This is a genomic window from Rhodoglobus sp. (assembly GCF_053580035.1).
In genome coordinates, this window is the sequence record NZ_JBMDVL010000001.1 from 1,427,296 (window position 1) to 1,446,445 (window position 19,150).

Below are 19,150 nucleotides of genomic sequence, written 5' to 3' on the forward strand. Positions count from 1 at the left end.
GTCTTCGGAGGGAAAGGGCTAGCCGCCGGGCGCGAACGACCCCGAGTTGGATTGAGGTGTGGTCTTTCCGCGGGGTGGTTCAGCCGAAACTATGGCTGACGCGCCATCGCCATTGTTCGACGCAGCGACAGCCTGCCGCGAAGAGGCACGAAGCATCACGATGCGCTCATCAATCACTCCCGCCATCTTCTGCTGCTCTGAAGAGGGAATATCGTACGTGCTTGCAACCTGGGGCCATGATTCGACGGCCGTCACAATGCGAGCGATACGCTCACGGCTCTCGACTGCGCTCAGGCCGCACGCTGATGCGAGCTCAACCAAACCGGCCCACTCATCAACCGCAGAGGTTGCTCCTGCGATGGAGGTTGCTCGCTCCTCACCGAATGCAGGGTTCGGGTTCACGTCAAAAACCGGGCTCAGCCTCCACCCTCTGACCGTCTCAACAAGCCCATGATTTCGCAGGTGATCGTCGGTGTTGTGGAGAGCAACGTTCAACACTGCGCGGTCGAACAGATCTCGCCGGTCCTTATTGAGGTATGCCGAGTGGTCAGCTAGCGTCTCCGCCAACTCCACATAGTCACCCGACTCTCCATCCTGCGCTTCCAACACTGTCATCGCGCTCACATAACCGACCCTGTTGGTTTCGGCGCGATCGAATCTTTGCACCAAGAGCACATGCCGCTCGCCGACCTTCACAAGTTCACGAGAGGGAACGGGGATGCCGGCACGCTCGGCTAGCTCAAGGGAGAGAGCTTCCCAAGCCATCGCATCCCACTCGTCGTGAGCATGTGGAAACTTCGCAATCGCAAGCGCCCCGTTTGCGAGGCGCACAGAAGCTTTCGGACGCGCACCACCCAGCGACGCAGTCCCTGCTGCTAGAAGTATTTTGTATGCGTCAGTGCCATCATCGTCAGCGCCAACATCGTCACTCGCCCGCAGCAGCGCCGGAAGTTCAACCAGTCTCGGCACGTCAACCCGAGAAGAGAGCATCTCAGAACTACCGATTTTCGAGAATTGTAGAGCGCCCTGCCGCGTCTCATCATTTACGCCGAGCAGGAAGTCGACAGTGTCGAAGGTTCGAGCAGTTCTGCCTTCTTCCGCGGCTAGCTGTCGCTCGCGACGCGTCAGAAGATTACGACCCCACCTGTCGGGTGCGCTGTCTGAAAATGCTCCCGGCATCCGCGGCACATATTGGTTGCCCGAGAACAGTGGAAGTCCCGGATCTATCGCCCGATTTTTTCCATCGGCGAGGTAGCTAGCTTCGTAAGCGAATGTCGTCGTGACACTCTGGCGTTCGCGAGTGAAGTGCGCGACGCCAGCAAGAACCGGCACGCCATCCCGATTCAGATGCACTTCTACGTCAGTCATCGCGCGCGCTTTCGATTCACGAGATTAGCGCGCGCACGACCAAGATCAGTGCGCAGCGGGTCCACACCTTCAACAATGCTCTCGAGGATGCCGAGCGCACGTGCAACCTGAAACGCAGCCTCAAGACGAACCGATCCATCACCGCGTTCCAACTTGCGCAAAGTCACGAGAGAAATGTCGGCGCGTTCGCACACCTGCTGAGCAGTGAGCCCCTGCACCATCCGCCACGAACGCAGGGATTCGCCGAACGTCGCCTGCTGCTTGTCGATGTTGTACGCCACGAGGATCCTCCCTAATGCCATAAGAGTATCATTTAACAACTTTAAAAGCTATCTCTATGGCATTAGGAGCGGGCTGTGCCTCAGATGGACACTGCGCTACGCTCACCTGAGGAGCCAATCGTGAACTTAATTCAAGCAATCGGGCAATACCTAGTGTGACTAGCGATAACGAGATCATCCGGAGGTCGTGGGATAACCCTGCGGTCTTCGCCGAGATGTACGACCGCCATGCGACATCCGTCTATCGGTATGCGGCACGGCGAGCGGGCGTCGACACTGCGGATGACATCATGGCCGAGACTTTCTTGGTCGCTTTTGAGCGGCGCAACCGCTTCGATAGCGCCTTCGCGAGTGCTCTGCCGTGGCTGCTCGGGATCGCAACAGTGCTGATCCGCAAACAGCGGGGGTCGGAAGCGCGGTTCTTGCGCGCGGTCGTCGCCTCGGGGCCTCCGGCGACGGTCATCGAGGATCACGACGATCGCCTCGACGCCGACCTCTCGATTCGGGCTCTGGCAGGGGCAATTCGCAAACTGCCTGCTCGCGACCGGGATGCACTGCTGCTGTATGCGTGGGGCAACCTCGACTATGAGGGCGTCGCACTCGCCTTGAACATTCCCGTCGGGACTGTTCGGTCACGTCTCAATCGCGCGCGGCGAGTGCTGCGCCAATCTGCTGGCATCACGCCGGCACAGGAGGTGGATCGTGGACGAACTTCAACAGCTCCGATCGTTCGGTAAGGATGTCGCGGATCCGTCTGCCGAGGCTCTGAGCCGCGGTCGACGAGGTCTGGTCGAACACATCGGATCACAGCCAGCAATCGCTAAGCCCAGCTCTAAAAAGCGCTTTGCGTTCTTCGGCGGCACCAGCGCTCTCGCCGCTGGCGCACTCGTGGCCACTCTCGTATTCACCGACGTGCTCGGCTTGGCTGGCTGGAGAGGTGGGGCGGATGCTGCTGCCGCATCCGCGCTCAGCGATGCTGCTGCCGCGGCCATCCAGAACTCCGATCCCGTCGTCGGGGCAGGGAAGTACTTGAAGGTCGACACCGAGGCGGTATTCATGGGCCAGGTCCAGAATGCGGATTGGGAGCACTTTGCCTATCTAGGAACCCAAAACTCACAACTGTATATTCCTGCCGACCACACAAACGATTGGGTTCTCGTAACTGAACCGCGATCCGCGATCAAGGTCTTTGGTGAAGGCTTCGAAGAGGAGGCGCAGGAAGCTGCTCGGGCAACCTTCGATAAGGAGGAAATCAGCCGGGCGCCGTACGGCGGTTTCGACAATTCGAAACCACGCGACTGGAGATTGGATGAGCTGCCGCGCGACCCCCAGCGGCTGCTCAACTACATCTATCGGGTCACCGCAGGCCACGGGGTTAGCGCCGACGGACAGGCCTTCGATTTTATTTCCACAACGCTGCGTACTGGAGTGGTTCCAGCCGAGCTTCGTGCCGCGCTTTATCGAGCCGCGGCGGGGATTCCTGGCGTTGAAATCACCGATGAGGCAGCCACACTGAACGGCCGAACCGGAGTCGCCTTCGGCCGCGAAGAGAAGGACGGCTTTCTTCATGAAATCATCATCGATCCCGATACGGGGCTCCTCATCGGTGAGCGCACTGTGAAGCTTATCGACAGCAAGTTAGTTCCGGTGTTTGCGGGAGAAGTTACCGGGTGGACAGCTGTCACCACAACTGTTGTCGATGAGGCCCCAGCGGGCGGCTCACTGTGCGGTAATGGCGGCGAACCACTGAACGGCCTCGGCAGTGGGCAGTGCACTGACCCCAATAGGCCGCGCACCGACTGACCCTTCACCGGAATCCTCGTGTCGAGCACTTGTCATTTTTCTCGCGGCAGCGCACGATGAGAACATGAATTTCACCGGCGTTCTTCCCGAAGACGCGCCTGACCCACGGGCACACCATGCTGCACTGTTGCGCCAGATGCCCATCCCGGTGATGGGGTTCGCCGCTCAGAGCTCGGTAGACGAGACGGATGTCAGCGTCAGTTCTGCGAGCGACAGTGAGGGCTATTCGTCCATGTCCGCCAGCATCTCAGCCACCCTGTGGCGCAATCCTGACGACAAGTCTGACCCCGCAAACCTTGCTGAGCTGGATGACAGCGCTCGCCGTGCGATCGAAGAGGTGCCGCCGCGACCGGCGTGGTTGATCGAGCGGGTCGAAATGATGCGATATCCGTCGCTGTGGGAGGTGGCCCAGACGCATTGGCACCGCGAGGAATCGGAGTGGAGTGCTGTCGAATTCCTCCTCAACCAACACGCCAACTACATCCTCATGAATCAGTTTCGCGAAGAGCTCGGACTCAGCGCGCACGATGGGGAGGCGCCGACACACTTGCCAGAGCGCAGGGCTACGCGACCCATTGACGTCACGATCGACGGAGAAATGATGCCAGGCGTCGAGATTGACACTGACCCTTTTGTGTACGCGGTGGGTGCGAAGCTCGCGAGCGGCGGAACACTCACCGCGGTAGTTGCACGCGAGTATCTCCCGTTCGTCACACTTGAGTTCACCACTCGCAACCAGCAGAAAGGAGAGTCATGAGTAACCACAACAGACTCGCTCATAGCGGGCTTCTTCTCCTGACAATGACGGCAGCGCTGACAGCATGCACGGGTGGTGGCGATGTGACCATCACCAACGAAAGCTCGAGCGATGTAAGCATCACAACAGGAGACGACACATTTATCGTTCCCTCACGTGGCGCAACCGTCGTCCTCGGCGTTGGATGCATCCCGGACGAAGTGCGGGCAGATTTCGAGTCGGGCGCGTTCGTCGGAATCGCGGGCCCGATCTGCTCGGATCAGGAGCTTTTCATCCCCAATAGCGAAACCGAGACGCTCAACGTGAGACCTGTTTCGTAAGGCCAGCATGGGACCCGCGCCATCGGCTCCGTACTGTGTTCACGGTCGCTCACCGATCGCGCCTAGGCTGCTGGCATGACAACCCTGAGTTTCCGCGCCGCCACAACCAACGACATCCCGGCGCTGCTGAAGCTTGTCACTGCGGCCTACCGCGGCGAGTCCAGCCGCACCGGATGGACGAGCGAGGCCGACTTGATCGATGGCGAGCGCATTGACGCGGAAGCCCTTCACTCTGACCTCGCCAGACCACGTTCAACGATCGTGCTCGCGGAGCGTGGCGATCAACTTGTAGCGTGCGCCCACGTCGCCGACGAGAATGAGCACGGCTACTTCGGGATGTTCGCGGTCGACCCCAACCAGCAGTCCGCCGGTCTAGGAAGCCTCGTGCTCACGGAGGCCGAGAACTACGCCGCCCGCGAGTGGGGCGTGACCGTTATGCAGATGACGGTGATCGATGCGCGCGCAGAGCTGATCGCGTTCTACGAGCGACGCGGCTATGCGCGCACCGGCATCACGAAGCCGTTCCCCTACGGCGATGAACGCGTCGGCACACCGAGGCGTGACGACCTCCAGTTCGAAGTTCTTGAGAAGAGGCTCGAACTCGTCGCCTCAGCCTTAGCCGACAAGCCGTGGCGCTAGGCTCTCCCAGTAATTTGCGAGGCCTATAGCGCGGCGACGAATCGTGAACGCGCCGACAGTGCCGACCAGCGCAACAACGGCGAGCGTGGCTGTGGCGATCGGAAGGCTTATAGCCCCAAGCCATCCCGCCAGCGGATAGGTGACCAGGAAGCACGCGTGCGACAGCGCGAACTGGGCGGTATAGACGAGATTGCGGTTGTCAGGATTAGATGCCTCTGCAAGCAACCTCGACGACGGTGTGCTGATGAGGGAAGTTCCCATCCCGAGTATCAGCCAGGTCGCGAGAAGCGCCCACCATCCGGTCGAGGTGGTGACAGCGAAAACCGTGACGACGATCGCAGCCGTCAGACCGCTAACCACAAGCACAGTGCCACTGAGCATCGTGCGCGTCACGCCGATGCGATCGACAAGCCTCGGTACGTTCACCGCCACAATGAGAGAACCAACTCCATACGCGCCGAGAACAATTGCCAACGCGGCATCGTTGAGTTCGAAAATTCCCTTTGCATAAACAACTGAGTTCACGAGAACGATCGCCGTTCCCGCTGCCACAACCACGTTGGTGAACAGCAGGAACCGCAAGCTTGGGGTGCGAAAGAACACCAGCGCGCCGGCCGGAAGCCGCTGCCAGAATGTGCCGGAATCTCCACCTGAAAGATGCGGCGGCAGTGCAGTGGCCAAGACCAGTACCGCAGACCCAGCGAAACCGATTGCCGTTCCGACGAACAAGTGGTTGTAACTGACAACGATCAGGAGTACTGCGGCAATGGTTGGACTCAGCAGGGCCTCGAGATCGTAAGCGAGCCTAGATAGCGACAAAGCTTGCGTGTAGTTGCGTGCCTCTGGCACCACCGCGGGGATCAGCGATTGGAATGCAGGGGTAAAGGTTGCCGATGCAGATTGCAGAACGAATACCAGCACATAGATGTGCCACGCTTCCGTAACGAAGGGCAGCATCAACGCGATTGCGAACCGCACCGCGTCAGCGCCCACCAACACTGCCTTCTTGGGAATCCGGTCAACTAGCGCAGCGACTACAGGCGCGACACCCACGTAGGCGACCATCTTGATCGTGAGAGCCGTACCCAGCACTCGCCCCGCAGCGTCGCCGGCAAGGTCGAAGGCCAGCAGCCCCAATGCGACTGTGAGCAACCCTGTTCCGAGTAGAGCGATCACTTGAGCGCTGAACAGTGCGCGGTACGTCTTATTGCGCAGAACCTCGATCATGCGTGGTGCGCTGGCGATTCATCCACAGTGTGTTCAGCCTGCAGAATAGCCTCGACCACTAGCCGTTTCGCGTGCTCATCGGTGAGGCGGTAAAACACGCGATTGGCGTGCTTGCGCACCAGCACGAGTTTGCCCCAGCGCAACTTTGCCAAATGTTGAGACACGGATGCCGGACTCCGGTCAACGATGTCGGCGAGATGGTTCACCGACAGCTCGTCATCTTGCAGCGCAAGCACAATACGAATCCTTGTGGCATCCGCCAGCAGTCGAAACACCTCGACGGCGATCTCCACGTAGTCGCTATCTGGCTGGATTCTTTCTATCTTCGTATCCGCATGCATGCTTAGATACTAGCTCCCGGGACCTCTACCTTTAGTGATTCGAACGCGTTCGAACCGTCACCACCTGAGCCACAACAATGGCGGCTGCTACCGCGACGGCCACGATCACGGTGAAGAGATCGCTCTGCACCTTGAGAACAGCGAACGGAATCAGGATCGCAAGGTCGAGCACAATCGTCAGCACCGGCAGCCAAATCCGAGCTTCAATCTTCGCCCGCAGCCGGCGGATGACCCCCCACTGCACCGCCATATCCATCGTCAGATAGAGGAAGACGCCCATCGACGCGATCTGGCTGAGATCGAGAAAGACGGTGACGAGAATGGCCAGCCCCGCGGTGATGATCATGGGCTGATGAGGAACCGACTTTGGCAACGACGGAGCCTGCTTCATCTCTTGCAGCATCGCGTAAAGCCGCGACACCGAGTACAGACTCGCCAGCAGCCCAGACAGCGTCGCGACCACGGCGATCGCAACGGTAATACCGACACCCCACGCGCCGAAGAACGGTTCCGCCGCTTGCGCCAAAGCGTAGTTGCGAGCATCCACCGCTCCGCTCGCACCGATGCTCGAACTCACAGACACCGTGATCAACAGGTACAGGAAGGTGCAGATCGCCAGAGAGATGAGGATGGAGCGAGCGATGTTTCGCTTCGGGTCACGGATGTCGTCACCCTGATTAGTGATCGTCGTGAAGCCCTTATAGGCGAGAACGCACAACGTTGTTCCGGCCAGAACCCCAACGATGCTGATCGAGTCCCCCGACGACTTCGACAAGAATCCGTCACCGCCAACCGCGACACCGATAAGGCCGGCAATAGCGAGCACGGCGATCCCGATGATCTTGGCGATTGCCGTAATCGTTGCCGAGCGTTCGACGAGGGTATTGCCGACGAAGTTCACAATCGCAGCTGTGGCGATGGCGGCAACGCCCAGGATGGGAACCAGAATCACAGAATCCTGCAAGCCGAAGGGGCGAAGCAGGTAGGTGCCGAACGTGCGCGCCAACAGGCTCTCAGCCACCACCATCGAGACGTACATGAATAGCGAGAATGAACCGGCGACCACTCCTGGGCCATAGGCATCCTTCAACAGCATCGCGATTCCGCCCGAGGAGGGATTCACGCTCGAATAGCGCACGTACGAATACGAGCTAATAGCGGCCACTATCGCGCCAAGCAAGAACGCGAGCGGGAAGAAGTCTCCGGCGAATTCTGCGACCTGGCCAACGAGAGCGAAGATTCCCGCGCCGATCATCACCCCCGTGCCCAACGACACTGAGCCCATGAGCGAGATTTTATTTGTGCGAGTGGCCATACGAATACCTTTCCGTTCCAGAGCCAATTGAGCAATACGCGAGGGCAATGGCCCGCCGCCCGAGAACGGCGGACCCCACGTCGCTACAGCGAACTAATGATGCTCCGCATGAGCGAAATTTCAACGGTCTGCGCAGCCATGATCTTCTGGGCAAGAGCAAGGACATCAGCGTTTTCTCCCGAATCGATTTCCAACTCGGCCATGTCGATAGCGCCCTCGTGATGCACAATCATCTGCTCGAGGAACAAGCGCGACGCATCGTTTCCGTCTGCTGCTTCGAGGTCGGCCATGTCGGAGTCACTCATCATCCCATCGCCGTGACCCATACCGTCCATACCGTCTGTCACCCCGACACCCCAGCCTTCTAGCCACGAGGTCATGAGCTCGATTTCAGGGCCTTGAGCTGCCTTGATCTCTTGGGCGAGCGTGACTACACGCTCGTCAATGCCCTCCTTCACCAACACCATGTCAGCCATCTCAACGGCCTGCTCATGGTGGGGAATCATCATGACCGTAAACATGACATCTGCGCTGTTCGCATCAGCGATCGTGGCTGAGTCCGTGGGCGATGAGTCAGGGCTTTGACCAGATTGGGTCATAGCGTTTGCGCACCCCGAGAGCGCGAGCAGCGCAGTCAGGGCAATTGCGGCCGTAGCCGCGGAACGAATTTTCATCTCTCAAGTTCTCCAAATTAGTCACTGATAGGCGCGCGACCAGAACGGTCCCGCGTAAGGCGCGTCGAACTAAATCGACAGTGCGCCTCCTAGGTGCGACTGATGCAGAGACTGTCGAGATCAGGGCGCGGCGGTGCCGTGCGGGCCCGCCAGGTGAAGCGCGCAGCAGGAATCAACCTCTGCTCAACGTATTGGCCCCACCCCGGCACCAGCCTGGGCGCTGCGAAGAGAAGCGAGACAGTGAGAAGCGCAAGCACACACCACATGAGAACCATTGATGCGTCGTCGCCACATCCCGAGCAGTCGACTGCAGTCAGCGTTGAGGTAATCAACGTAGCTTCCTCGACGGTGGCGCTCCCCATCGACATAGTGGCCGCCATCGCCGACTCAGAATGAGAGGAGGGCGACACAAGTGAGTGCATCGCCACAATGCCCGTGATGAGTGCCAGCGCGAGGCAGGCCATCGCGACGAACCGCCACGTCTCCCCCAGAAGGCGGGAGAAAGAAGCGCCCACGTGCTGTGCGGGCGCAGCGTCAACGCGACGATGTGCTCGTTTTGCGGCGATGGGGGTCATAGCTCTCACTGTTCTACAAGCGAAAATCTCCGGTTGCTCTGCACAGATTCTGGATCATTCCCCTGTGCAATCACCGTGACTCTGTGCCCCAGGAATAGCTACTCCCGGTTCGAAGCCCAGCTTTCAGACTCCGCCGGCGCGAAGTGCACCCAGAGAGTTCTCGCAAGACGGCGCAGTTGCGGGTAAAGGGTGCGCCACTGCTGCTTAGTCGGCGATCCCAGTTCAATTCCCACTGCCCGCACCGCTCCATCCTCGGCAAAGATCGTCACGCCGGCGAAATCGCCGAGCGCCAACTCAGTGGTGTCTTGGGTGATCCACTCTGCAGGGTCAGTGATCGTGCCACCACCACCGAGGGACTCGTCCATCGCGAGCAGAGCTTTGTGCAGTTTCGCTGCGTTGAACTTCTTTCCTGCGGCCAGGTTGTCGGGGTCGTACCGGCGCGGGGCGAGCATGAACTCTGACTCTTCGAGCTCCGCGTAGTCCTTGGGTGACTTCTTCGGCTTCTCCGGCTTTCCCGGCTTGCCGCCAAGCTTGGGCTCGAAGAACACCGGAGGGCGCGGAACATCGTCAAAGTCGCTCAGTGGCCGTGACGCCATCGGTGCAAGAATCGACTCACCGCCAGAATCACCATCCGCCAACTCCGCCCAATTCGTGAACGAGTTCGCGAACCAACCCGAGATCTTCTCCGGTGGAAGTATCCCGCGGAAGACCTTCCCCAGCGAGAACCACAAATCGACGTCAGAGAGCTGCGGTGTGGCCTCAAACGGAAATTTCGACCGATAGATGAGCTTCTGAAAGTTCTCGTGAGTCGCGTCCCCCTCCATCTGAATACCGAGATGAGTAGTGGGATCTAAACGGCGGAGGACCTCGAGCATGTAAATCGGCGCGGCCTGCGCAACAGAGAACCTTCGCCGGTTGGCGACTTCAGGAGACTCGCCAAACATGATGTCTTGGTCTGTGAGCTGGTCTCGAGGAATCATCTTCACTGCGCGTGAATCAATGAACCTAATCGACCATTCCCACAGCGTATGCACACTCGCCACGGACCCATCCATTTCACCGATAGGCCCCCGGCTTGCCGCCATCCAATGAGCCAGTTCAGTGAGCCTGAGTTCTCGGGTGGCTTCCGTGTGCGCGAGATATAACTCTGCTTGTTCTCTGCTCAGGTCTCTAGGCGTGAAACTCATCGCGCTTGCAGCCAACCGTTGATGCTGACCACGTGCATCCCCTCACCGAATTTAAGAATTGAGTTTCACCCAAGTATACGAATCGACTGAGCAGGCGAGCCGCACTTTATCGCCCTCGCCTCACCCCACTTCGAGCGTCAGCCCCGCGCCGCCAATCACCATCGCTTCGTCAAGCTCGAGCGCATACGCGTCGAGATCGTCGTAGTGGTCGGTCATGGCGCGGGCCTTCCTGAGCGATGAAACAGTGCTTCTGATAAACGAATGCCGCCCTCACAAGCGTAAGGGCGGCATCCGACTAGCGGCTATTCAGTTCGACTAGTTGCCACCCTCAAGAAGGGTGACGTCGATCGGGGCGAAGTCTCCGCCGGTGGTATCGACACCGTCGGCCTCGAGTTCTTCGAGCGCCTTGAGGATCCAGTCGTTTGTCCAAGCGGATTCCGGTGGCGCTGTAGTGATGGGGCTTGCGCCCGTCTCGTTGACGGCACTGATTGCGCCCTCAACGGTGCGGTCCCACGAGGCTTCATCGATGACACCGATTCCATTGGCGGCCGGCCAGATCAGCTTGTTGGTTTCGTTGACCATCCACAGTTCGTGGCTTGGCCCCCAACCGGAACCGGCAGCAACAGTGCCTTCTGCAGCAGCTTCAGGGTTCTCCGCGGCGTAGATCCAGCCCTTAACAACAGCCTTCAAGAACTTGACTGTCGTGTCTTGGTAGTCCTCGTCACTGTCGAGACGTTCGGTGTCAGCCCAGATTGCATCCTGGAGCATCGCACCAACGGTGTCTTCGTAGCTGATGACGTTGAAGTCAGAGGGCTGGTACAGCTCTCCCGTGTCAGGGTCGGTTGACTCAAGCAGCTGCGCGTACTCGTTGTACGTCATCGCCTGAGCTGCATCGATGTCACCCTGCAGGAACGCGTTCATGTTGAAGTCCTGCGTGATGATCTGCACGGTCGAGGAGTCGAGGCCCTCAGCAGCCATGGCCGCGAAGATTTCCCACTCGTTTCCGAAGCCCCACGAACCGATCTTCTTGCCCTCGAAGTCGGCGACCGAGTCGATACCCGAGTCAGCCCACGACACCTGGAGGGTGCCTGACTTCTGGAAAATTTGGGCGATGTTAGTGAGGTTGGCACCCTGCTCGATCGAGCCAAGCACCTTAGGAACCCACGCGATGGCGTAGTCAACGTCGCCATTGGCGAGAGCATCCTGCGGCACAATGTCACCGCCAGAGGGGATGATTTCGACATCGAGGCCCTCTTCTTCGAAGAAGCCCTGATCGGCTGCCGCGAAGTAGCCGGCGAACTGGCCCTGCGGGAGCCACTGAAGTTGGAGCTTCACTTCGGTGAGGCCGTCAGCGGAACCGCTGTCTCCCCCATCGCTCGGTGAGCATGCTGTGAGAAGGAACGCTGCCGTAACGGCAAACGCTCCGGCCGCGAGTGCGCGGCGTTTGGTGAACTTCATGTCAGACCTTCCAGATTCACGGTGCAAGTGGATACTGCTGGTAGAGCTGGTGGTGCGAACTTCTCCTTTCTCGTTCTCTGCTGTTAGCGGGAGCCCCCGGTCGGTACACGACGCAACACAAGTCTTTCAAGCGCGAGCGTCGCAAGATAGAAAAGCAAACCCAAAGCAATGGATGCCCCAACATAGGCCCACGCGCGGGAGTAGGCGCTCGAGGCAGCCGAGGTAGCAATCAGACTGCCGAGCCCACCGCGCGGCCCACCGAAGTACTCGGCGACGAGCGCCGAAATCACGGCAAGCGATGAGGCGATGCGGATGCCCGTCAGAATGAACGGTCGTGCGGTTGGCAGGGTGAGCGACTTCAGCATTTGGCCAGAATTCGCGGCATACGCCTTCATCAGGTCACGGTGCACTGGCTTAGTTTGCCGGAACCCGCGCAACGTATTGATGAAGATCGGAACAAACGACGCGATCGCCGCGATCGCCTGACGACCAAACTGGCTGTCCGCCCCGAACATCGAGTTGAGCACAGGAGCGAGAGCAACGATGGGAACTACAGCGAGCGCCGCGACAATCGGTGCACTCATCTGGTCGGCAATGCGCCAGCGCGCAGAGATTGCCGCAAACACGATGCCAAACAGCGAACCGACCAGCAATCCGATCAAACTATTGCTGCCTGTGAGCGCCGTTGCAGAAACGACGGAGGGCCAGAATTCGACAAGCTCGGCCACGATAGACGTGGGGCTCGGCAGCAGGTAGTCGTCGACCCCACCCACGGTAACGAGCAATTGCCAAATACCGAGAACGATCAGCCCGAACGAGATCGGCGCCACTATACGCAGCGTGGATTCTGTTCTGGGGCTCCACCCCTTGCTTCGGCGCGCCCCGGTTCCGGAACGGCCATTGACGATTGCATTTGCTGATGTGGCTGTCATCGGGTGTCCACTCCCCGCGCCTGGCGCGGTTCGTCCCCGGGAGAATCCGAGGCGCCACCGTGCAGTGCTTCGCGCACCTCTGTCACCATTTCGAAGAACGATGACTCTTCACGAAGATCATCCGAGCGCTCTTGTCGACCATCAATAGCATTCAGTTGCATGGGCACGATCTGGCTAATACGTCCGGGCCGCGGCGACATCACGACAACGCGGTCAGAAAGGAACACCGCCTCCGGAATCGAGTGCGTCACGAAGACAACAGCTGCCCCGGTATCGGCGGCAATGCGCACGAGATCGGTTTGCATCTTTTCGCGCGTCATCTCATCGAGGGCACCGAACGGCTCATCCATCAGCAGCAGTCGTGGCTGCTCAGCCAACGAGCGCGCTATCGCCACCCGCTGCTGCATGCCGCCTGAGAGCTGGTCAGGAAAACGATCAGCGAACTCGGTGAGCCCGACCATGTCGAGAAGGTCGGCAACCCGAGTGCGACGATCAGCGGATGCCACGCCGTGCAGTTCGAGCGGAAGCGCAACGTTCGCCGCCACCGTTCGCCACGGCAGCAGCCCCGCCTGTTGGAACGCGATGCCGTAGTCCTGGTCAAGGCGCGCCTGCGTTGTTGTCTTACCGAACACCATCAGCTCACCCGAGGTCGGATCGTCAAGATCAGCAATGAGTCTCATGAGCGTTGACTTGCCACAACCCGAAGGGCCGATCAGCGAGACGAACTCGCCAGCCGAAACAGTGAGATCGATTGCTTCGAGAGCGTGAACCACCCCGGTTGCTGTCTGGAACTGCTTGTTGACGCCGCGTACCGAAACTGCCACGGCATCCGTCTCGCCTGCAGCAGGTAGCGCATCAGTAGTCGCTGCGCTGTTTAGGATCTGGTCGCTCACGCGGCCTCCTCTGTTCGTCGGTAGTCCTTGAGAATCACGCTGAGCAGAGCGACCGAGCCGGCCGCAACAAGACCAAGCACGATTGCGCCGAATATTGGTCCCCACGCTTTCGCCGGGTCGCCGGAGGCTTGCCCGGCGAATTGGATGAGCAGCCGGCCGATACCACCCTGAAGCCCCGTTGATACTTCGGCGACCACCGCGCCGATGACCGCGTTCGCAGCCCCGAGTCGGAGTGCAGGCAAGAGAAAGGGCACTGCTGCCGGAAAACGCAACTGCTTGAGCGTTGACCAATACCCCGAGGCATAGGTTTCGAAAAGTTCTAGATGGATGCGGTCAGGAGACTGCAACCCCTTAAGCGCGCCGACCGTGATCGGAAAGAACGCAAGGTAGCTCGCAATCAGGGCGACCGACATCCAGTCTTGCCACTCGAAGCTGCCAATCTCCACGCGCGAACCCCAACTTTTGACGACCGGAGCGAACGCGATGAGGGGAACGGTTTGGCTGATCACGATCCACGGCAACAGCCCGAATTCGGCCAGCCGCCAGCGCTGCATGAGTAGAGCAAAACCGACGCCAACGACGACCCCGACTGCCCACCCTGCCGCGGCAATGCCGAGCGTCGTGAGCGCGGCAAGCGCAACCACTGCCCACAGCGGCAATGCACCGTCGGCTCGCGTCACGGGCTCGGCAAGTCGCACCATCATGTCCCACAGGTGCGGCATCGCGAGGTCGGTGGTTCGCGGGAGAACACGAAGCTCGCCGATTGATAGACCATCGGCTGGCCCGAAGAACTTGTATCCCTCCCACACGAGAGCGATCAGCAGCGCTCCAGCCAAACCCCACATAAAACCGCCGACAAGGCGAGGGCGCGCTGTCATCAGCTCAGGCCTTCGCAGCGACGTGATCAGCGAAGGCGGGAATCACCGTCTCGCCGTAGACCCGCAGTGTCTCTTCCTTGTTGTCGTGTTGCAGATACCCAGCGAATTGATCGACACCGAGTGCTCGCAGTTTCTCGAGCTTCTCGATGTGCTGTTCGGCGGTGCCCATCACGCAGAAGCGGTCAACGATCTCATCGGGCACGAAGGCGGCATGGGTGTTGCCCGCCCGCCCGTGCTCGTTATAGTCGTAGCCTTCGCGTTCCTTGATGTAGTCGGTGAGGGCCTTGGGCACGTCACCATCCGCACCGTACTTCTTGACGATGTCGGCAACGTGGTTGCCGACCATGCCACCGAACCAGCGACACTGGTCGCGCATGTGTTCCCAGTCATCGCCGATGTACATGGGGGCGGCGACACAGAACTTGATCGACATGGGGTCACGCCCGACAGCCTCAGCAGCGTCGCGCACCTTCTTGATCATCCATTCGGCAATATCGACGTCGGCTAGTTGCAGGATGAACCCGTCCCCGACTTCACCGGTGAGTTTGAGCGCGAGCGGGCCATAGGCGGCAACCCATACTTCAAGTTCGGAGCCTTTGCTCCACGGAAACTGCAGCTGGGCCCCGCCATATTCAACGGAGCGCGAGTTCGCGAGTTCGCGGATGACATGAATCGATTCCCGCAGATCCTTCAGCGTTGTCGGCTTCCCGTTGGTCACGCGCACCGCCGAGTCGCCGCGGCCGATCCCACAGATCGTGCGGTTGCCGTACATCTCGTTGAGGGTCGCGTAAGTGGATGCCGTAACAGTCCAGTCGCGAGTCGCCGGGTTCGTCACCATCGGCCCGATCTTGATCTTGCGAGTTTCGGCCAAAATCTGGCTATAGATCACGTAGGGCTCTTGCCACAGAATGTGCGAGTCGAACGTCCAGACGTGACTGAAGCCGTGTGCTTCAGCCAGCTTGGCAAGTTGCACCGTTCGCGATGCTGGCGGGTTGGTCTGTAGTACTGCTCCGAAGTCCATGGGGCTCCTCATTCGTGGTGGGAAAGATAGGTCGGATGCCGCGAAGAACGCTCTAGGTCAGGTACTGAGTGAGACCACGCTTCATGAAACGCCCATCACCCTTCGTTCCTAGGTACTGATCGCCATCGACGATGACCTTGCCGCGAGAGATGACGGTGTCCACGTGACCATCGACCTCGAAGCCTTCCCAGGCCGCGTGGTCCATGTTCATGTGGTGCTTCTTGCCCGTGGGGTTACCGTTTTCATCGACCGGCATGCCGATCGAGGTGTGGCCACGAGGGTCATAGACGACGATGTCGGCGTCAGCTCCTGGCTGGATGACGCCCTTGCGTCCGTAAACACCAAACATGCGAGCGGGGGTGGTGCTCGTCAGTTCGACCCAGCGTTCGAGGGTGATTTCTCCCGTGACAACCCCCTGATACATGAGGTCCATGCGGTGTTCGACAGTGCCGATTCCGTTCGGGATCTTGCGGAAATCCGCAAGGCCCAACTCTTTCTGATCTTTCATGCAGAACGGGCAGTGATCGGTAGAGACCATTTGCACATCGTTCGTACGCAGCGACTGCCACATGGCATCCTGATGTCCCTCTTCGCGCGAGCGAAGCGGAGTTGAGCACACCCACTTGGCGCCCTCGAAGTGACCGTACTGCTCGCTCTGAGCACCGAGTTGTTCTTCGAGACTCAAGTAGAGGTACTGGGGGCAGGTTTCCGCGAACACGTTCTGGCCGCGGTCACGAGCGCCGGCGATCTGCTCGACCGCTTGCTTCGCACTCACGTGCACAATATAGAGCGGGGCACCGGTGAGCTTCGCGAGCATGATTGCCCGGTGAGTAGCTTCCTCTTCCATCTCCCAGGCGCGAGCAACACCGTGATAGTACGGGTCAGTCTTGCCCTGCGCCACGAGCTGCTCGGCGAGAACATCGATGACGGGACCATTCTCGGCGTGCATCATCGTCATCATGCCGGTGTCGCGTGACACTTGCATCGCCTTCAGAATTTGCGCGTCATCCGAGTAGAAAACTCCCGGATAGGCCATGAACATTTTGAAGCTTGTGATGCCCTCATCTGGCAGCTTTGCCATCGCTTTGAGTGACTCCGGCGTCACGTCTCCGACGATCTGGTGAAAGCCATAGTCGATGGCGCAATTGCCCGCCGCCTTCTGGTGCCACTCGGCGAGAGCATCCTGAATGTGAGTTCCATAGGTCTGCACCGCAAAGTCGATGATCGAAGTAGTGCCACCCCACGCTGCAGCGCGAGTGCCCGTCTCAAACGTGTCGATCGCCGCAGTGCCGCCGAACGGCAGCTCCATATGAGTGTGGGCATCGATGCCGCCAGGAATGACGTACTTTCCCGTGGCATCAATAACGTGATCGACGGATGCCGCAATGTCGGTTCCAAAAAGCGTGCTGCCCGGTGACAGCACGGCCTTGATTACTTCGCCGTCGATAAGGACGTCTGCTGGGGCTCGGCCCGTTGAGCTGACGACTGTTCCGCCAGAAATGAGAGTGGTGGCCATGATTCGCTCCTCTGCTTGTCTTGTGCCTACTGTTCCCCGGGCGCTAAGACAGCCCGGGGGCTGACGTTATGGCTTCGGGATCGAGGTGTACGACTCCGGACGACGGTCACGGTAGAACTGCCAGTCGTCACGCATCTGGCGAACAAGGTCCATGTCGAGATCGCGAATCATGATCTCCTCGTCAGTGCCCGAACCGCGTTCACCCACGAAGTTGCCGCGCGGGTCGATAACTTGGCTGGTTCCATAGAAGTCGACCGCGAGGTCACCGTATTCGTTGTCTTCGCGACCAACACGGTTCGGCTGCAGCACGAAGTAGCCGTTCGCTACAGCAGCCGCGGGGCCTTCGACCTCCCACAGGCGGTTGGAGAGACCAGGCTTGGTGGCGTTTGGGTTGAACACAATTTCGGCACCGTTGAGGCCGAGCTCGCGCCATCCCTCAGGGAAGTGGCGGTCGTAACAGATGTACAGCCCGATTGGGCCTACGGCAGTGTTGAAAACGGGGTACCCCATGTTGCCTGGACGGAAGTAGAACTTCTCCCAGAACCGGTCGAGGTGAGGAATGTGGTGCTTACGATACGAACCGAGGTTGGTGCCATCGGAATCAACAACGACAGCGGTGTTGTAATACACGCCGGTCATCGCCTCTTCATAGATCGGCAGGATCATGACCATATCTAGCTCTTTAGCCAAGGCCTGAAAACGCTGCACTATGGGGCCATCAGCAGGCTCAGCGTAGGCGTAATACTTCTTGTCTTCAGTTATTCCGAAATACGGGCCGTAAAACAACTCTTGGAAGCAAATTACTTGAGCGCCCTGCTCTTTTGCATCACGAGCGAACTGCTCATGCTTCTGAATCATCGACTCCTTGTCGCCTGTCCAGGTTGTCTGAGTGATTGCTGCGCGGACCGTCGTCATGGTGCCTCCTGCGTTGTTCGGCATCGTTGCCTTGAGCTATTTGCCGAGAAATGATTTACGCACGGGCTACTGCACCCGCACTCTCATTCTGCAGCTTCATCGTTTCAATCGTGTGTTGCATATATGACGTTGTGGTTACTCATCATGTCCCTGTCGGCGCAAAGAGGCAATGCTCATTTGTGCTGATGAGACCACGTTGAACGCCCGTACCACGCATTCCGGATTCAGAAAACCAGAACGACTATGATGAACGCGCCGTGGCCCATACAGTGCGCGCTCGAGGCTTGCGGACACGAATTGGTTGCTGCGGAGACGCAAACACAGTCGACACTTCAGTGGCAAACATCACCGAGTCTGGCGCACGATCCGCAAGCCCCTCGAAGCCAGCAACCGCAAGCAAACCATCGTCGAGATGCACGAGCTCTGCCGGCTGTAACGGCCACCGTTCGTGGTGATTGCGACAGTAGATGGTTGCTCCGCGGTGGGTTTCGTGAAAACCCCAGCGCGCTGTCAAGAACGTCGCAACCGGGTCAGCGGCGAGCGCAACACTCGCCGCCGGATCGTCAATCGGGCGCACGATGATGTGGGATGCGGCATCCGGTTGGCCGTAGCGTTTCGTTGTGTAGGCAACTTTTCCGTCGCGCTGCCCGATCTGCATCGATGCCCACCGGTAGGGCAATCCAAAAGCGGCCTGCGCTGTGAGCACCGGGATGAGATGGGATGCTTCGAGCGAAAGGAAGACCACTCCGCGGCGGCCCTGTTCGTCAATCGAATAGAGCCGAACGTTGACTTCGGGAAAGTCACCGAGCCACGGAATGCGGGGCCCGCCAAAGAACGAACTGCGAGACATCTGAAACGCGATGAGTCCCACCCACGTGCTGCCGTTCATGGTGTCTGGACGGCATCCGGCCGGCATGAAGCGCTCGACGGTGCTGGGATCAACCCGCCAGTGTAAAAATGTGACTTCACTCCAGCGTTGACGCAGAATCGCAGCGCTGCCGAGCGGAGGGGCTTCTGAGGAGATCATCGCTACACGGTCATCGGGATGAC

Annotated in this window: 21 protein-coding genes; 5 read left to right on the forward strand and 16 right to left on the reverse strand. The window is 59.4% G+C overall.

The annotated features are described in order from the left end of the window. Positions 1-18 precede the first annotated feature (18 nt). Positions 19-1,368, reverse strand: a complete 1,350-nt coding sequence (locus ACOH1Z_RS06985; RefSeq protein ID WP_449647721.1) for a type II toxin-antitoxin system HipA family toxin — start codon at positions 1,366-1,368, stop codon at positions 19-21. Continuing rightward, on the reverse strand, positions 1,365-1,670 hold the full coding sequence (locus ACOH1Z_RS06990) for a helix-turn-helix domain-containing protein (protein WP_449647722.1): 306 nt from the start codon (positions 1,668-1,670) through the stop codon (positions 1,365-1,367). The genes ACOH1Z_RS06985 and ACOH1Z_RS06990 overlap by 4 nt, the downstream gene beginning before the upstream one ends. A 134-nt stretch (positions 1,671-1,804) precedes the next feature. Here ACOH1Z_RS06990 and ACOH1Z_RS06995 point away from each other — a divergent pair, with 134 nt between their 5' ends. From ACOH1Z_RS06995 to ACOH1Z_RS07015, 5 genes are all read left to right on the forward strand, one after another. Continuing rightward, positions 1,805-2,386 carry an RNA polymerase sigma factor gene (locus ACOH1Z_RS06995; RefSeq protein WP_449647723.1) on the forward strand — a complete coding sequence of 194 codons (582 nt, stop codon included), beginning with the start codon at positions 1,805-1,807 and terminating at the stop codon, positions 2,384-2,386. Beyond that, positions 2,352-3,452, forward strand: coding sequence for a CU044_5270 family protein (locus tag ACOH1Z_RS07000; RefSeq protein ID WP_449647724.1), 1,101 nt, complete (start codon positions 2,352-2,354; stop codon positions 3,450-3,452). The genes ACOH1Z_RS06995 and ACOH1Z_RS07000 overlap by 35 nt, the downstream gene beginning before the upstream one ends. Before the next feature lie 64 nt (positions 3,453-3,516). Next, positions 3,517-4,209, forward strand: coding sequence for a hypothetical protein (locus ACOH1Z_RS07005; RefSeq protein WP_449647725.1), 693 nt, complete (start codon positions 3,517-3,519; stop codon positions 4,207-4,209). After that, complete coding sequence (locus ACOH1Z_RS07010; protein WP_449647726.1) at positions 4,206-4,529, forward strand: hypothetical protein; 324 nt, start codon at positions 4,206-4,208, stop codon at positions 4,527-4,529. The genes ACOH1Z_RS07005 and ACOH1Z_RS07010 overlap by 4 nt, the downstream gene beginning before the upstream one ends. Before the next feature lie 75 nt (positions 4,530-4,604). After that, positions 4,605-5,168 carry a GNAT family N-acetyltransferase gene (locus ACOH1Z_RS07015; protein ID WP_449647727.1) on the forward strand — a complete coding sequence of 188 codons (564 nt, stop codon included), beginning with the start codon at positions 4,605-4,607 and terminating at the stop codon, positions 5,166-5,168. Here the strand turns inward: ACOH1Z_RS07015 and ACOH1Z_RS07020 are convergent. The 14 genes from ACOH1Z_RS07020 to ACOH1Z_RS07085 all read right to left on the reverse strand — a co-directional run bounded on the left by ACOH1Z_RS07020 (position 5,145) and on the right by ACOH1Z_RS07085 (position 19,127). Beyond that, positions 5,145-6,395 (reverse strand): MFS transporter, encoded by a 1,251-nt coding sequence (locus ACOH1Z_RS07020; protein ID WP_449647728.1) that lies wholly within the window; start codon positions 6,393-6,395, stop codon positions 5,145-5,147. The genes ACOH1Z_RS07015 and ACOH1Z_RS07020 overlap by 24 nt on opposite strands. Continuing rightward, positions 6,392-6,736, reverse strand: a complete 345-nt coding sequence (locus ACOH1Z_RS07025) for an ArsR/SmtB family transcription factor (protein WP_449647729.1) — start codon at positions 6,734-6,736, stop codon at positions 6,392-6,394. Before ACOH1Z_RS07025 ends, ACOH1Z_RS07020 begins: the two co-directional genes overlap by 4 nt. 31 nt (positions 6,737-6,767) lie before the next feature. Next, positions 6,768-8,051, reverse strand: a complete 1,284-nt coding sequence (locus ACOH1Z_RS07030; protein WP_449647730.1) for an APC family permease — start codon at positions 8,049-8,051, stop codon at positions 6,768-6,770. Positions 8,052-8,134: 83 nt separating this feature from the next. Then, entirely contained in the window at positions 8,135-8,725 is a 591-nt protein-coding gene (locus ACOH1Z_RS07035; RefSeq protein WP_449647731.1) for a DUF305 domain-containing protein, read from the reverse strand. Positions 8,726-8,814: 89 nt separating this feature from the next. Then, complete coding sequence (locus tag ACOH1Z_RS07040) at positions 8,815-9,300, reverse strand: DUF6153 family protein (RefSeq protein WP_449647732.1); 486 nt, start codon at positions 9,298-9,300, stop codon at positions 8,815-8,817. Positions 9,301-9,398: 98 nt separating this feature from the next. After that, a complete protein-coding gene (locus tag ACOH1Z_RS07045) occupies positions 9,399-10,343 on the reverse strand; it encodes a hypothetical protein (protein ID WP_449647733.1) in 945 nt (314 codons plus the stop codon). A gap of 459 nt (positions 10,344-10,802) precedes the next feature. Beyond that, the gene (locus tag ACOH1Z_RS07050; RefSeq protein ID WP_449647734.1) at positions 10,803-11,945 is read right to left on the reverse strand and encodes an ABC transporter substrate-binding protein; all 1,143 of its coding nucleotides are present in this window, start codon (positions 11,943-11,945) and stop codon (positions 10,803-10,805) included. Positions 11,946-12,028: 83 nt separating this feature from the next. Further along, positions 12,029-12,775, reverse strand: a complete 747-nt coding sequence (locus tag ACOH1Z_RS07055; RefSeq protein ID WP_449647735.1) for an ABC transporter permease — start codon at positions 12,773-12,775, stop codon at positions 12,029-12,031. A gap of 98 nt (positions 12,776-12,873) precedes the next feature. Next, complete coding sequence (locus ACOH1Z_RS07060) at positions 12,874-13,770, reverse strand: ABC transporter ATP-binding protein (RefSeq protein WP_449647736.1); 897 nt, start codon at positions 13,768-13,770, stop codon at positions 12,874-12,876. Then, the gene (locus ACOH1Z_RS07065; RefSeq protein WP_449647737.1) at positions 13,767-14,648 is read right to left on the reverse strand and encodes an ABC transporter permease; all 882 of its coding nucleotides are present in this window, start codon (positions 14,646-14,648) and stop codon (positions 13,767-13,769) included. Before ACOH1Z_RS07065 ends, ACOH1Z_RS07060 begins: the two co-directional genes overlap by 4 nt. A 4-nt stretch (positions 14,649-14,652) precedes the next feature. Beyond that, a complete protein-coding gene (locus ACOH1Z_RS07070; RefSeq protein ID WP_449647738.1) occupies positions 14,653-15,669 on the reverse strand; it encodes a TIGR03842 family LLM class F420-dependent oxidoreductase in 1,017 nt (338 codons plus the stop codon). 52 nt (positions 15,670-15,721) lie between these two features. Then, on the reverse strand, positions 15,722-17,185 hold the full coding sequence (gene hydA, locus ACOH1Z_RS07075; RefSeq protein ID WP_449647739.1) for a dihydropyrimidinase: 1,464 nt from the start codon (positions 17,183-17,185) through the stop codon (positions 15,722-15,724). A gap of 66 nt (positions 17,186-17,251) precedes the next feature. Continuing rightward, positions 17,252-18,100, reverse strand: coding sequence for a nitrilase-related carbon-nitrogen hydrolase (locus ACOH1Z_RS07080; RefSeq protein ID WP_449647740.1), 849 nt, complete (start codon positions 18,098-18,100; stop codon positions 17,252-17,254). Positions 18,101-18,341: 241 nt separating this feature from the next. Beyond that, positions 18,342-19,127, reverse strand: a complete 786-nt coding sequence (locus ACOH1Z_RS07085) for a YqjF family protein (protein WP_449647741.1) — start codon at positions 19,125-19,127, stop codon at positions 18,342-18,344. Positions 19,128-19,150 lie beyond the last annotated feature (23 nt).

What these genes read in the sequence shown, in the direction of transcription:
- ACOH1Z_RS07085 (WP_449647741.1), bottom strand. Translation starts at nt 19,127, where the DNA reads ATGATCTCCTCAGAAGCCCCTCCGCTCGGCAGCGCTGCGATTCTGCGT.
- ACOH1Z_RS07040 (WP_449647732.1), bottom strand. Translation starts at nt 9,300, where the DNA reads ATGACCCCCATCGCCGCAAAACGAGCACATCGTCGCGTTGACGCTGCG.
- ACOH1Z_RS07035 (WP_449647731.1), bottom strand. Translation starts at nt 8,725, where the DNA reads ATGAAAATTCGTTCCGCGGCTACGGCCGCAATTGCCCTGACTGCGCTG.
- ACOH1Z_RS07020 (WP_449647728.1), bottom strand. Translation starts at nt 6,395, where the DNA reads ATGATCGAGGTTCTGCGCAATAAGACGTACCGCGCACTGTTCAGCGCT.
- hydA (WP_449647739.1), bottom strand. Translation starts at nt 17,185, where the DNA reads ATGGCCACCACTCTCATTTCTGGCGGAACAGTCGTCAGCTCAACGGGC.
- ACOH1Z_RS07025 (WP_449647729.1), bottom strand. Translation starts at nt 6,736, where the DNA reads ATGCATGCGGATACGAAGATAGAAAGAATCCAGCCAGATAGCGACTAC.
- ACOH1Z_RS07015 (WP_449647727.1), top strand. Translation starts at nt 4,605, where the DNA reads ATGACAACCCTGAGTTTCCGCGCCGCCACAACCAACGACATCCCGGCG.
- ACOH1Z_RS07080 (WP_449647740.1), bottom strand. Translation starts at nt 18,100, where the DNA reads ATGACGACGGTCCGCGCAGCAATCACTCAGACAACCTGGACAGGCGAC.
- ACOH1Z_RS07070 (WP_449647738.1), bottom strand. Translation starts at nt 15,669, where the DNA reads ATGGACTTCGGAGCAGTACTACAGACCAACCCGCCAGCATCGCGAACG.
- ACOH1Z_RS07050 (WP_449647734.1), bottom strand. Translation starts at nt 11,945, where the DNA reads ATGAAGTTCACCAAACGCCGCGCACTCGCGGCCGGAGCGTTTGCCGTT.
- ACOH1Z_RS07065 (WP_449647737.1), bottom strand. Translation starts at nt 14,648, where the DNA reads ATGACAGCGCGCCCTCGCCTTGTCGGCGGTTTTATGTGGGGTTTGGCT.
- ACOH1Z_RS07030 (WP_449647730.1), bottom strand. Translation starts at nt 8,051, where the DNA reads ATGGCCACTCGCACAAATAAAATCTCGCTCATGGGCTCAGTGTCGTTG.
- ACOH1Z_RS07005 (WP_449647725.1), top strand. Translation starts at nt 3,517, where the DNA reads ATGAATTTCACCGGCGTTCTTCCCGAAGACGCGCCTGACCCACGGGCA.
- ACOH1Z_RS06990 (WP_449647722.1), bottom strand. Translation starts at nt 1,670, where the DNA reads ATGGCATTAGGGAGGATCCTCGTGGCGTACAACATCGACAAGCAGCAG.
- ACOH1Z_RS07010 (WP_449647726.1), top strand. Translation starts at nt 4,206, where the DNA reads ATGAGTAACCACAACAGACTCGCTCATAGCGGGCTTCTTCTCCTGACA.
- ACOH1Z_RS06985 (WP_449647721.1), bottom strand. Translation starts at nt 1,368, where the DNA reads ATGACTGACGTAGAAGTGCATCTGAATCGGGATGGCGTGCCGGTTCTT.